Here is a 13,788-nt window from a genome sequence, read left to right as displayed (position 1 = left end):
TATTTAACTTCCACACTTTTATGCGTTCTAATAGACAAAGTTCAGAAAAAGAATCGATGATAAATGAGAATAAAATCAGAGAAACTTGTGCCTCGAATCGCGAACGGGGATTCAAGATGTTGATGGACGTTTTTCAGGAGCCGATATACAATTATATTCGTAGACTGGTTGTATCTCATGAAGATGCAGAGGACGTACTTCAAGAAGTGTTTATCCGCGTGTTCCGGCACTTAGACCAGTTCCGTAGTGAAAGTTCTTTGAGTACGTGGATTTATCGGATCGCGACAAATGAAAGTCTGCGTTTGCTGAATGACCGTAAAGAAGAAGGAAACGTTGCCTCCGAAGAGATTCAAGAGGAATTAATAAACAAGTTGCAAGCTTCTGATTACATTGATTACGAGAATGAGTTGGCAGTGAAATTTCAGGAAGCTATTTTGAGTTTACCGGAGAAACAACGTCTTGTGTTCAACTTGCGTTATTACGATGAACTCGAATACGAAGAAATAGCACGAATCTTGGATAGTAAGGTGGAAACACTTAAAGTAAACTACCATTATGCAAAAGAGAAAATAAAGGAATACATATTAAATAGATAGAAGAATGAAAAAGGATTTTGATTTTGACGATATTGGAAAACGTACCCCTTACCGTACTCCTGATGGCTTTTTCGAAGATATGCAACGGAGAGTGATGGAGCGTGCGGGAGTAAAGCAACGGCGGAAGTCACATTTGAAACTGATTGTTTCTGCGGTTGTTACGATGGCGGCAATATTAGCCGGATTCTTATTCGTTCCGTCCTTGCGTCAGATAAATGACGTTAAGTCGCCTTCTTCGATATTGGCTGTCGATAGAAGTAATGGTACGGACGCGGTAGATAAGTGGATTAAAGAATTGTCGGATGAGGAGTTGGAAGAGCTCGTCAGCTTCTCTGAAAACGATATATTTTTAAATTAAGTAACTCAATCAATTATTTAAAACGTAAAGATTATGAAGATGAAATTTATTTATGTACTTTTGGGTGCTCTCCTGTTGGGGAGTCAGATGAGCCTTTCTGCTCAAAACAATGATAACAGAGAAAAGAAACAGCGTCCTACGCAGGAACAAATGGTGCAGATGCAGACCAATCAGATGGTTAAAACGTTGATGTTGGATGATGCAACAGCAGCTAAGTTTACTCCTGTCTACGAGAAATATCTGAACGAATTGCGTGAATGTCGCATGATGAACCGTAAGCCCAGAGCGGAAAAAGCACAAGGTGCGGAAGCAAATGCTAAAAGAGAAGGTCAACGGCCGTCTATGACTGATACGGAGATAGCGGCGATGTTGAAGAACCAATTTGCTCAGAGTCGCAAAATGTTGGATATTCGTGAAAAGTATTATAACGAGTTTAGCAAGATACTTTCTCAGAAGCAGATTATGAAGATCTATCAACAGGAGAAAAGCAATGCGAATAAATTCAAAAAAGAATTTGACCGTAGAAAAAAAGGACGTAAACCGGGACAAGGACACCATGAGGGACAGAAGCCTCGTGCTCCGCGTCAAGGTGAAAAATAAAGATTAGGTTTATTATTAGAGTTTTATTTTACTAAATCGACACAAAATTGAACATAGGCAGCCATATTTGTTTTTTTCAGCGGCGTTTGATTAGTTGTTATGTCTTCTTGCTGATTATCAGTTTGGCTGCTTATGCGCAGTCCGGTGGAAAGCGTTTCTTCGGACGTGTCGTTGATTCGGAAACCTATCAGCCGGTACCGTTTGCTACGGTCCGGCTTTTGGCTTTATCGGATAGCTCCCTGTTAGTAGGAGGGGCAACCGATGCGGAAGGTAAATTCCGATTGACCGTTGCCGCTCCCAAAAATAAGTCTTTGTTGCTTCATGTCTCTTTTATCGGATACACTGCGGTTTATCGGGAAGTATCGCCTGTAGCGGACAGTCATAAAAATAATCTGGGTGATATACCTTTAGCTCCGGAAGTAATTGCTTTGGATGAAACCGTTGTGGTAGGACAAGCGCCTATGGCGGTAACCGAAGAAGATACAACCGTCTTTAATGCGTCTGCTTTTCGTACTCCCGAAGGTTCGATGTTGGAAGATTTAGTGAAGCAACTTCCCGGTGGAGAGATAGATGCGGACGGAAAATTGTTGATTCATGGAAAAGAAGTGAAGAAGATTCTGGTAGATGGAAAAGAGTTCTTTTCCGACGATCCGAAAGCGGCATTAAAGAACCTCCCGGTGGAAATGGTGGAAAAGCTGAAAGCGTATGAACGTAAGTCTGATTTGGCACGTCTTACGGGGATTGATGACGGGGAGGAAGAAATGATTCTCGATCTGTCTGTGAAAAAGAATATGAAACTCGGTTGGATGGAGAATTTTATGGGTGGATATGGAAGCAAAGACCGTTATGAACTGGCCAATACATTGAACCGTTTTCGCGACAACTCCCAATTGACTATTATCGGAAACCTGAATAATACGAATAATCAGGGATTCTCTGAGATGCAAAAAGAATCAGCAGTCTCCAGCGGTAACCTGCGTACACAAAAAGGACTGACTACTTCCCGTTCTTTAGGTATTAACGCTACATACGATTGGCAACGCGTTAAATTTCGTTCGAATATTCAATATGTAGGTACGGACAGGCTGGAAGATAGTCGTACGACAGTCGATAACTTTCTCCGTCAAGATAAGTCGATAACGCAAAGTACGGGGCGCAACCGCCTGAAAAATGACAATCTGATCGCAAATGTGTTTTTGGAATGGAAGATGGATTCTGTTACAACCTTAATCTTTCGTCCCCAATACCGTACTGCCGCGAATGACAGACGTAACGGTAGTTTCCAGCAAGGGTGGGGGAATGATGTTTTGCTTAATGAGAAAGAGTCATCCGGAACCAATCATAATTCTTCGTACAATGTAACGATGATGATGCAACTCAGTCGTAAACTGAGTCGGATGGGGAGAAATATAGCCTTGAAAGTGGATTATGGAAGTAATGCCTCTTCAACGGACAGAAAGAATCTTTCTACCACGCATTATTTTAAGAACAATACGGAAAAAGTTCAGAATCAAAAGATAGAAGACGAAATAGACGGCTATAATTATCGGGTACAACTGGTCTATGTAGAGCCGTTACCTTGGTTGCATTTTCTTCAGTTCCGTTACAGTTATCAGTATCGGGCGAATAATTCCGATCATTTCGTTTACAATTGGGATAAGGATTTGGACGAATTTACTCCCGATTATGATGAAGAGGCAAGCAACTGTTTCGAAAATCAGTATAGCAATCACTTGTTTAATGTTGCGGTTCGCACTTCCCGAAAGAAATATAACTATAATATAGGTGCCGACTTTGAACCTCAGAAGTCTGTGAGCCATTCCGTATTGAAGGATGATCCGGAAAATCAATTGGAAAGATCTGTTTTTAATTTCTCTCCTACCGTCAATTTCCGTTATAAGTTCTCCAAGCGTACCCGTTTGCAAATAGTATATCGGGGAAAGAGTCGCCAACCCAATATACGTGATCTGCAGCCTGTGACAGATCGTACCAATCCTTTGAACATCCGGGTGGGTAATCCTTCTTTGAAACCTTCTTATATAAATACATTTACGTTGAATTTCAATTCCTACAATATGAAACGTCAACGGAATATGGTTGCCACCGCTTTGGTTGAAAACACGATTAATAGCGTAACCAATCAAGTGACGTATGATAGCGAAACGGGGGTACGGACCACGACTCCACTCAATCTGAACGGGAATTGGCGGGCTTTGGGTTCTTTCTCCCTCAACACTCCTTTCAGAAACCGAAGCTGGATATTCCGCACCTACTCATATGTGCAATACCGGAATCAGAACGGGTATACCACTATCAATAAAGAAGCTCCCGTGAAAAGTACTGTGAAACATCTTACCGCCCGTCAACGTCTGCAATTAACGTATCGGACAAAGCAGATGGAGATCAGCGCACGTGCCGAGTTGCTTTATAATAATTCGCACAACAATGTGAAAGAAACGCGTACGGAAACGTATGATTATCGTTTCGGGACGGAAGTACAATATTATCTCCCTTGGGGAATGGAATTGTATACCGATCTTACCTATTTCCAACGTTCCGGCTATGGTTACGAAGGTTATGCTCGGGAGAATCTGATGTGGAATTGTCAGTTGTCGAAAGCCTTCTTGAAGCGGAAACAATTGTTGCTCCACTTCAAGATATATGATATGCTCCGTCAGGATGTTTCAATGATACGTACCATTACCGCTACCGCTATCCGTGATACGGATTACAACGCTTTGGGTTCTTATTTTATGGTACACGCTATTCTACGCTTGAATCTGATGGGACGCTAATTGGAAATTAAATCTTCATTTGTCTGAAACCACTACCCTGTTTTGGTTGTTGTATGTCATGCGTATAAAACGGTGAAGAGTGGTAGTATGTTTAGATTGATGAAAAAAATAAAAGATGACGGCCGTTGGCGAATCTTCAAACTGAAATTGATTGATGCGCGGCTTTACTTCGTCAGTATCTTTGTTGGATTGCTGACGGGGCTTATTGCTGTCCCTTATCATTATTTGCTTCAATATTTCTTCAATCTGCGTTACGACTTTTTCAACTCTCATCCCAAATGGTATTGGTATATCCCCCTTTTTCTATTGATGTGGGGCATTCTGGTATTTGTTTCCTGGCTGGTCAAGAAAATGCCTTTGATAACAGGGGGAGGTATTCCGCAGACACGAGGTGTCATTAACGGGAGGGTGGAATATAAACATCCTCTGATTGAATTGATCTCTAAATTTGTAGGTGGAATACTTGCGTTGAGTACGGGACTTTCTTTAGGGCGTGAAGGACCTTCCGTCCAGATCGGCTCCTATGTAGGCTGTTTGGTTTCCAAATGGGGCAGAGTGCTTGCCGGTGAGCGGAAACAATTACTGTCTGCGGGGGCAGGTGCCGGGTTGGCGGCTGCTTTCGCTGCGCCGTTGGCTTCATCGCTGTTGGTTATTGAGTCCATAGAGCGGTTTGACGCTCCGAAAACCGCCATTACAACTCTTTTGGCGGGGGTAGTAGCCGGTGGGGTTGCCAGTTGGATTTTTCCGATTAATCCTTATTTCCAGATAGATGCGATAGTGCCGGGCATGACGTTTTGGTCGCAAGTGAAACTGTTTCTTTTGCTGGCTGCTGTTATTTCTGTTTTCGGAAAACTGTTCTCTATAACTACTCTTCAGGTGAAACGTATTTATCCTGCCATCAAGCACCCGGAATATGTGAAAATGCTGTATCTGCTTTTCATTGCTTTCATGATTTCTATGACTGAAGTCAATCTGACTGGGGGAGGGGAACAGTTCTTGCTTTCGCAGGCTATGCATCCGGATATGCATATTCTCTGGATTGTAGGTATGATGTTATTACACTTGGTCTTTAGTATTTTTTCTTTTTCTTCGGGATTGCCGGGAGGAAGTTTCATTCCTACATTAGTGACAGGCGGACTGCTTGGGCAAATTATAGCCTTGATTATGGTTCAACAGGGAGTCATTGCCTATGAGAATATTAGTTATATCATGTTGATTTGTATGTCTGCTTTTCTGGTGGCAGTCGTCCGTACTCCTTTGACTGCTATCGTCTTGATAACGGAGATAACAGGACATCTGGAAGTATTCTATCCGTCGATTGTTGTAGGAGGATTGACTTATTATTTCACGGAAATGCTCCAGATAAAACCCCTTAATGTAACTTTATATGAAGATATGATTCATTCGCCCGCATTTAAGGAGGAAACACGCTATACCTTGTCTGTTGAGGTGATGAGCGGTTCTTATTTAGACGGGAAAATTGTAGATGAACTTCGCTTGCCGGAACGTTGCATTATCATTAATGTCCATCGGGATAAGAAAGATTGTGCGCCTAAGGGACAAACGCTAATGCCGGGCGACCAGGTTCAGATAGAAATGGATTCACAAGATATCGAGAAACTATATGAACCTTTGGTCAGCATGGCAAATATTTATTGACCGGATTATTCAATGCTTCTGAGCCATGAAATTTCTTCTGCCCATTTGCTTTCATCCGGAGTTTCGAGTATGAGTGGGATATTATCGAATCTGGGATCTTTCATCAGTCTTTCAAAGAAAGCCTTTCCTATCAGGCCTTCGCCTATACTGTCGTGGCGGTCTACGTGGCTGCCCAATGCTTTCTTGGAATCATTCAGGTGCATCCCACGGAGATAACCGAAACCTACTTCCTTGTCAAATTCATCAAAGACCTTATCGTACTCGTTGACAAGGTCGTAACCGGCCGTATAAGTATGGCAGGTGTCCAGACAAATACCTACCCGGCTTTTGTCGTCCACCCGGTCAATGATATATTTAAGTTGCCAGAATTCGTTTCCCAAGTTACTGCCTTGTCCGGCTGTATTTTCGATAACGGCCGTCACGCCTTTTGTCTTTTCTAACGCCAGATTGATACTTTCTGCGATAAGGGATAAACAGTCTTCGATTGATATCTTATTGAGAGAACTTCCAGGATGAAAATTCAATAACTTCAGGCCAAGCTGTTCGCAGCGTTGCATTTCGTCCAGAAAAGCGGCACGGCTTTTGGCAAGTCCTTCTTCTTCCGGATGTCCCAAATTGATGAGATAGCTATCATGAGGCAAGATGTATTCCGGTTGGAAACCATATTTATTACAATTCTCTTTGAAGAGAGCGATACTTTCTTCCGTCAATGGTTTGCTTACCCATTGGCGTTGATTCTTGGTGAACAAAGCAAACGCGTTTGCTCCTATTTCATGCGCATTGACGGGGGCAAGCTCTACCCCGCCGGATGCACTTACATGTGCGCCTATTTTTTTCATTGTGATATCTATTAATTGTATGAGATGATTATGTTGGCTATGATTGCAAAGGTAATGAATATATTTAATATAGGAATATATTTAATAAAGTTTGAAACTGCTCCCGTTGTGCGTAGCTTTGAATGCTTTTTATTGTAGTAAGACTTGTGTTCTCTTATATCCTAACTTCCTTATGATTATATCTAAACTTCCGTTTTACAGCAATGAAACTATAAACGAAGATTGCGTTTATAAAAACAAAGGCTTCATTTATATAAACGCAACCTTCGTTTTTATAATCAAAGGCTTCGTTTATAGATTGCGACTAGTCAAACCGAGATTTAGTTACTGATGAAGAGAAGTTTGGCTATAGGGAAGAAGAAGTTGTCTATTAGTAAAACATGGCTGGGTATGTGCCCTATTCACATATATGTGAAAGACTGATGAGGGGAAGGCCCTTCACCCGCAAACGACGATGAATAGGACGTTATGGCGAAAAGGTGAAGGACTTTGAAATTTTAAATCCATACATATTAGTTCGTTGGTTTTCGTGAATTGTATTGGGTTGTCATCGTGGAGAAAAAATAAAAATAAAAGAAAGTTTGTATGTTTTAATATTACTTTCTATATTTGCAACATCCAGCTAGCCCCAGAGGGGGCGGCGGGGACTTTTTATAATTAAGAAAGGCGTTTACCAAACGTTATCTTCTGCATTCGAATCTCGCAAATTTGAAATCTGTAGGGAGATACGGCAACGGGAAGCGTCCACTTAAGGTGTCGTATCAAACATTATGCTGCGCATGGTGTTCTGTATATCTCATCTTGGCGTGGGCTAGCTGCGTTGCTTATCCTTACAGATGGGCAATGCGAGAGCCTGAATGCGGGATAAGCAAAAGTACAGACTCCCATGCCTTTTTATTTATTGCCCAATCCGGGGAGGCTATAAGCAAAACAAACAATAGAATGCAATGAAACAGTGCAATTTGTTTATAGTTCCATTTTCTTTAATGCCAGGTATATGCTCTCTTCTATATATACCCTGCGCTATCAAGCCAACTGAACAATCTTATTTTTTAGTTTAATTATTTAATAGTTACTTACAAATGAAGAACAAATGTAAGAAGAACAGTAGTGTGATGACGGCTATGTGCTGTGCTATCATGCTGGTATGTAATGTGGATGCTTACGCTCAGAAGTCTTCATCCGTTAATCCGGTTAAAACATCGATACTGCCCAACGTGGGGTGGCGGGATGTGAAGTCGGATATGGAAAAACCTTTTGATGTAAATGATCCTAATTGGCCACAACTCGACACGAATGTCAGGGTTAATGATTTGATCTCTGTTTGCCCGAACAGTTTCTGTGTGGTGTCAAACTTTGGTAGAAAGTCCAATCGTGGAATGATGACTTTTGTTTTGGAAGTCAAACTGCAAAAAGGTAGCAGTTTACTCTTTAATGCTGATAAGAATGTCCGGCTGACATTGGATGGAGCGACCTATAAAGCGTTGCCTTCTTCCAAAATGAATTTGATACCTGGTAAGAGTTTGAAAGGAGAGGTGAATATACCTATCCGTAAATCTTTGAAAGGACGCCGTACGGCTACCTTATTAATACAAGTCGGTGATGATTTGCATCGCTTCGAACTTGCCGGGAGTGGCGGAGGAAGGACGCAGGAATTGGCGTTAGTACCTTATAATCCTACGTGGATGGCATCGGAAAAGAAGAAAAACGAGAATCTGGAAACACGGCAGAGAGTGGAAGAAGTGAAGAAAGCTGTGAAGAAAGCGGAAGATGTGACGAAAGACATCAAGGATGATCTGAAGGAAATGCTGGCTACGGCGATTGCCTTATTGCGTGCCAATAATCAACTGACGGAGAATACGAAGGTGGACGTGAATGCCGAAGTCATGCCGGAAGTAAGAAAAGACGGGGCGGTGGAATATAATATGAAGGTGCGCTATGATGTTCAGGTCGTTTCCGATTATGTTAAGAAGATGAATATATCACAAGCTACTGAAGATTGGTCGGCTGGGAAATACCGCTTGAAAGATTCGCAGGCGGCACTTCAGACCGCAGGCATAATAAAAACAACAGTTGAGTCGAAGCTGGAAGAATATATTGTGCCGGGAACTAAAGTGACTGTGAAGATTATTGGAGGAACAGATGCGGCTCCATTTAGAAATGCAGTTGCATACGATGGCAGTTTCGGTGAAATCAAAGACGCGGAATGTTTTGTGAACGGAGCATATAGCTATGTTTCGGTAAACAAAGAAAAAGGGATTAGTTCTAATGAACAGCTTGCTTATTTGCGTACATTGGATATTAAAGATTTTATGATGGCGCATGTAGGTCCTTTCAGGGCAGCGGATATGCGCTACGAACATTTTGCGGAAATAGCTAAAGAGGTGGGAGCGCAATATCGTCGTGTGGCTGTAGAAATTACGATACATAATGCTTTCCAAAAGAAATATCCCGAAATAGCTTCCTATCAGGAAAATGTGTACGACCGGAAATCGGATGTAGATATTAATATTCCGGTTGCGCAGGTTAAGTCAAATGCCGTGGCGGTGATTATTGGTAATACTGATTATCAGGTTGCTACCGGAAAACAGGGAACTACTAAGGTCGGTCCGGTGAAATATGCTGTCAATGACGCGAAAACGATGCGTGATTATCTGATAAAGACGTTGGGAGTGGAAGAAAATAATATCTTGTTTAAGGCCAACGCCGATAAGAAAGATTTTGATGACATCTTTGGCGTAGACGGACAGGAAGGTAAGTTGGCTCAGATGGTAGCTGCCACAGGAGCCAAAGAAGTTTACTTTTTCTATTCCGGTCATGGATATCCGTTTATGGGACAACCCTATTTGCTGGGAGTCCGTTCGAACCCGAAAAGTTGCAAGGAACAGGCTACTTCTTTACAGAGTATCTATAAAGTATTGGGGGCATTGCCGGTGGATAAAGTGAATGTGATTACTGATGCTTGTTTCTCAGGACAGGAGATAACGATGGAAGCATCGGCTACGGAATTTGTTCGTCGTCCTAAACCTGATAAATTGGCGAAATTCGTCATATTGTCGGCTGCGAAAGAAGATCAATACGCCAATTGGTATAAAGATAAGAAGCATGGACTGTTTTCGTATGTCCTGTTTAAAGCTATGCAGAATAAGGCACAATCGGACTTAAATGGTGATGGAACATTGACGTTTGATGAGCTATATAAGTATTTGTCGGACGAACAGGCAACGGGAGTGCCTTATTTAGTGAAAGAGTTGGAAGGTGAACAAGTGCATCAGAATCCTGTACTCCAAGTAAGTGCACGTGCAAAAGATACATTCATAAAATATTAAACTAACAAATTAGTGAATAATGAAGACAATAATAAAAACAGTAGGGCTACTGTGTGTTTTATTTGTATTTTCTGTGAAAGGAAATGCGCAGTGGCGTTTTGGCTTTGAAGGAGGTCCCGGATTTAGCTCTGCTTATGAATATGACTCTGACGGTTATTTTCAGAATGAAGACAAAACAGGACGGTTATTCGGTCAGGCAAACTTTATGATGGATTATCTTTTACCCCGTAACTGGACTCCTAATTACCTCGCTTTGTCATTACGGGCAGGATTAGGCTTCATGTGGGTGGAAGATTGCAGTACTTTTGACGGTTATGATACTTATACACAATCTATGGGTGTGGATATTCCTTTGGAAGTGGAAGTAAAATATTTGCTGACAAATCGTGCCCGGGTATATTTGAATGGTGGTATTACTCCTTATGCGGACATATCCTCGTCAGATTCATGGGATAGAAGTCCGAAGGATGATCCGGAAGTTTGGGAAGATACCGGTACTCGGCCTTTTATTCTTGGTTATCAGTTTGGAGTCGGAATAGAATTTGGTAATTTTCGTGTCGGCTATAAACACTTCTGCATGAGTAAAACAATTGACAAAGCTGGATTGGGAAATAAAGCGAAACCGGTTCATGCGCTGTCGGTAGGATTCTGGTTTGGAGGTAGCCGTTTCTTGAAGAAACATTCTACTTTGAAAGCTTATTAGGAAAGAAAGATGGGTGTGAAAGGAAAGATATGCCTGATAGTGGGAGTCTTGCTGTACACCGTGTCCGGTCGTTCACAGATTTTTCACGGAGTTCCTTCTTCGGATTGGGTGTTAGTGGAAGGTTGTACTTCCATAAAGATTCCCTGCGGAGAGGAACTCGACCGGGAAGGGCTTTTGAATATGGCACAGCAAGAAGCTATTGAGAAGAAATTCGGTACTTCCATCGCTTACGGTAACTTTATGAAATCTTTTGAAAGCGAGCTTCGCCATTCGGAGTACTATGTCGATTTGTCTTCCCAATTTCCACAGGGGATTTGGAAAGCGGATCTTATGGAACCGGAATGGAGTTCGAAAGAAGCGGAGATTATGAAGGCAAACCGCAGGGGAGAACTGAAAAAGAAAGTAGCTGCCATAGAGTGGACATGTCGGGTAAAGGGTTATGCGCAACCTTTAAGGCAAATCCTTCCGCAGTTTGAGTTTCAGATTTTGAATGGACGGAAACAGGTGGTTGTAGAGCAGGCGATTCTGAAAAGAGAAGCTAAATTGTCCGTCGGTATTGATTCGGTATTTCGACAAGGTGATTTGTTTATCACCCGGTTTCGTAGTACGAAGTCCGGACACTTGGTCTTGTTCATGGACAATGGAGAAAATGCGTTTCGTATGCTTCCTTATGCGGCTTTCGATCACGAAGATGATGTTTGGGTAGAGGCTAACCGTTGGCATTCTTTCTTCGATTTGTCTGCTGTTCCGCTGAAAGAGCAGAAAATGGTAGATGAGCTTGAACTGATGACCGATAGAGAATATGATGCTATTCGTGTCTATTATCTCTTTTCGGAAACTCCTTTTACAAAAGATTTCTTTTTTACAATGGGCGATACTGAACATAAAGAACTTCCTGAAGGGTACAGTGGACTTCCTTCGGTAACTTCCCGACAATTTGCGCTTTGGTTACAACAGAACAGGGTTCGGAAGCCGGATTTGCAGATTAGTGTGGTTGACTTAATTATTGATAACTTAAATAAGGAGGTGAAATGAAGTGCTATTTATTAATCTTATTTTTAGGAATGAATTGTTGCGTATTTGCTATGAAGAGTTTGGGAGATGGTCAGTATTTCAAGACAACTCAAAGTGCAACTACAGCTTCAGTAATTTCAGCACGTCAGAAGGCACTACTGTTTGCTAAAAACACATTGGCTACAATGGTGAATGGCAAAGTGGAAAATGTGACGAAGAGTTATATTGAGCATAATAGTGAAACGGGAAAGTCCGCCGATGATTTTATGACAGAGACTCGGATGACCGCCAATATGTTATTGCAGAATGTGACTGTGACTGATGAAAATGTAATTAAGGAGAAGAATGGGAAATATACAGTGTATATCACTCTAAAACTAAGGAAAGATGACGTATTGAAGGCACTTTGTAAAAAGTTATCTGCGAATAAGCAGGATAAAGAGACTTTTCACAAGGAAGTGTTTGTAGACCTATGGGAAAGAGAAAATAAATGAATTGATAATTTAAAAGACAATGATTATGTATATGAAATATGTAAGGTTATTATTTTTGATTTGTGCATCCGCTATGTATGTGGGATGTTCGGAAGATCCGTTTGATTGGAGCGGAGACAGTGAAAGAAGTGTTCCGATTCCGGTGGATTTGAGTTTGGAAGTAGTTGAGGATATTGTCTCTGCTAGTTGCAGAATTGAGTATCATGAGGATGATTTACCAATTCTTGAAGTCGGGTTCTTTTATGGAGATAATGAAGGAGTTACTTATAATACAGGGACGAAAATAAAATGTACGGTCAGTGGTAATGTGTTTACTACAGAGGGTATATCCAATTTTCTATCTGATAATATGAGATATTGCTATGTTGGCGCGTATATTACAACCTCAAGAGGAACTGTGACTATAGGACCTGAATATATTGATAATTCCGACTATGTTCCGATGCCAAAGCCTGAAGGACTCAGTTTGAGTTATAGCAAACCTTATGTAAAAGCCCGTTGTAATATTGATTATTCAGGCACTGAATACTCAATTAAAAAAGTTGGATTTTATTATGGGACATACTCAAGTGCTGTTAGTTTTATAGAATGTGAGATTGTGAATGGCTCTTTTCAAGCGTCTATACCTGTAACAGGTTGGTCCTTCTGTTATGTTTATGCAGCTGTGCAGAGTTCTAAAGGAACAAAATATAGTGAAACAAAAGAAATACATTTTTAATTGGATATTATGAAGAAGATAATTGTATTCTTGTTGACATTATTAGTAATAGTATCAACAACCGAGCTTCAAGCTCAGAACAAGGCATTGGAAAAGGCATTAAAGAAAGAATTTAAAGCCAAGCAAAAAGAATTGAAACAAGGAAACTGGAAAATTTACGGTTCATCCCGCAGTGCGGATGTAGTTTTATTAAAGCATTTTGATAGATTGTCTACGATGGGGGATGATGCGGTAGAAGTACTTGGAGTTGCTTCAAAGTTCAAATCTAAAAATGTCGGTGTACAGATGGCTTATAATAATGCGGTAGTAACTTATGCGCAAAAAGCCGGTAGCCATGTGAAAGGTAGGGTTGTTTCCGATATTTCCGGAGACGGAACGGAAGGAACCAGTGAGTTTGAGCATTTCTATGCAGCCTACGAACGTGAAGTGGAAAAGGAAATAAAAGGTGAATTGGAACAGAGCTTTACCGTTATTCGTGAAAATGGTGATGGTACTTTTGAAATGCAAAGTTACTTTATAGCCAGTGAAAGTGCAGCTACTAAGGCACGCATACGGGCATACGAGAATGCAATGAAAGAATCGGCTGCCGCACAAAAGTATGCCGGAAAGATAAGTGATTTTATCAAAGAAGGATTTAAATCACAGGAATAGATTAGATTAGTTTGTAATGAAAGCGAAATGGA

12 protein-coding genes are annotated in these 13,788 nt (G+C 41.2%); 11 read left to right on the top strand and 1 reads right to left on the bottom strand.

What is annotated here, in order from left to right; genetic code table 11:
* Nucleotides 1–56 precede the first annotated feature (56 nt).
* The 5 genes from GD630_RS18425 to GD630_RS18405 all read left to right on the top strand — a co-directional run bounded on the left by GD630_RS18425 (nt 57) and on the right by GD630_RS18405 (nt 6,008).
* Complete coding sequence (locus tag GD630_RS18425) at nt 57–596, top strand: RNA polymerase sigma factor (protein WP_143866767.1); 540 nt, start codon at nt 57–59, stop codon at nt 594–596.
* Nucleotides 597–600: 4 nt separating this feature from the next.
* Nucleotides 601–954 (top strand): hypothetical protein, encoded by a 354-nt coding sequence (locus tag GD630_RS18420; RefSeq protein WP_007758808.1) that lies wholly within the window; start codon nt 601–603, stop codon nt 952–954.
* 33 nt (nt 955–987) lie between these two features.
* Nucleotides 988–1,554 (top strand): hypothetical protein, encoded by a 567-nt coding sequence (locus tag GD630_RS18415; protein ID WP_143866769.1) that lies wholly within the window; start codon nt 988–990, stop codon nt 1,552–1,554.
* Between the two features lie 47 nt (nt 1,555–1,601).
* The gene (locus tag GD630_RS18410; RefSeq protein ID WP_143866771.1) at nt 1,602–4,349 is read left to right on the top strand and encodes an outer membrane beta-barrel protein; all 2,748 of its coding nucleotides are present in this window, start codon (nt 1,602–1,604) and stop codon (nt 4,347–4,349) included.
* A gap of 87 nt (nt 4,350–4,436) precedes the next feature.
* Nucleotides 4,437–6,008 carry a ClC family H(+)/Cl(-) exchange transporter gene (locus GD630_RS18405; protein WP_143866773.1) on the top strand — a complete coding sequence of 524 codons (1,572 nt, stop codon included), beginning with the start codon at nt 4,437–4,439 and terminating at the stop codon, nt 6,006–6,008.
* Between the two features lie 5 nt (nt 6,009–6,013).
* On the opposite strand, the gene nfo is transcribed toward GD630_RS18405, so the two are convergent.
* On the bottom strand, nt 6,014–6,847 hold the full coding sequence (gene nfo, locus GD630_RS18400) for a deoxyribonuclease IV (protein ID WP_143866775.1): 834 nt from the start codon (nt 6,845–6,847) through the stop codon (nt 6,014–6,016).
* A 1,082-nt stretch (nt 6,848–7,929) separates the two neighbouring features.
* Between nfo and GD630_RS18395 the strand changes: the two genes are divergently transcribed.
* The 6 genes from GD630_RS18395 to GD630_RS18370 are packed head-to-tail and all read left to right on the top strand — an operon-like array spanning nt 7,930 to nt 13,756.
* Nucleotides 7,930–10,176, top strand: a complete 2,247-nt coding sequence (locus GD630_RS18395; RefSeq protein ID WP_143866777.1) for a caspase family protein — start codon at nt 7,930–7,932, stop codon at nt 10,174–10,176.
* A 19-nt stretch (nt 10,177–10,195) separates the two neighbouring features.
* Complete coding sequence (locus tag GD630_RS18390; RefSeq protein ID WP_143866779.1) at nt 10,196–10,879, top strand: outer membrane beta-barrel protein; 684 nt, start codon at nt 10,196–10,198, stop codon at nt 10,877–10,879.
* 9 nt (nt 10,880–10,888) lie between these two features.
* Complete coding sequence (locus tag GD630_RS18385; protein ID WP_143866781.1) at nt 10,889–11,914, top strand: hypothetical protein; 1,026 nt, start codon at nt 10,889–10,891, stop codon at nt 11,912–11,914.
* Nucleotides 11,911–12,387 carry a hypothetical protein gene (locus GD630_RS18380; protein WP_143866783.1) on the top strand — a complete coding sequence of 159 codons (477 nt, stop codon included), beginning with the start codon at nt 11,911–11,913 and terminating at the stop codon, nt 12,385–12,387. The genes GD630_RS18385 and GD630_RS18380 overlap by 4 nt, the downstream gene beginning before the upstream one ends.
* Before the next feature lie 25 nt (nt 12,388–12,412).
* Nucleotides 12,413–13,105, top strand: a complete 693-nt coding sequence (locus GD630_RS18375; RefSeq protein ID WP_007758821.1) for a hypothetical protein — start codon at nt 12,413–12,415, stop codon at nt 13,103–13,105.
* 9 nt (nt 13,106–13,114) lie between these two features.
* Nucleotides 13,115–13,756, top strand: coding sequence for a hypothetical protein (locus GD630_RS18370; protein WP_007758823.1), 642 nt, complete (start codon nt 13,115–13,117; stop codon nt 13,754–13,756).
* Nucleotides 13,757–13,788: the final 32 nt, after the last annotated feature.

The organism is Bacteroides zhangwenhongii, from assembly GCF_009193325.2.
Lineage (GTDB): Bacteria > Bacteroidota > Bacteroidia > Bacteroidales > Bacteroidaceae > Bacteroides > Bacteroides zhangwenhongii.
This window is presented reverse-complemented; position numbering and strand designations above follow the sequence as displayed.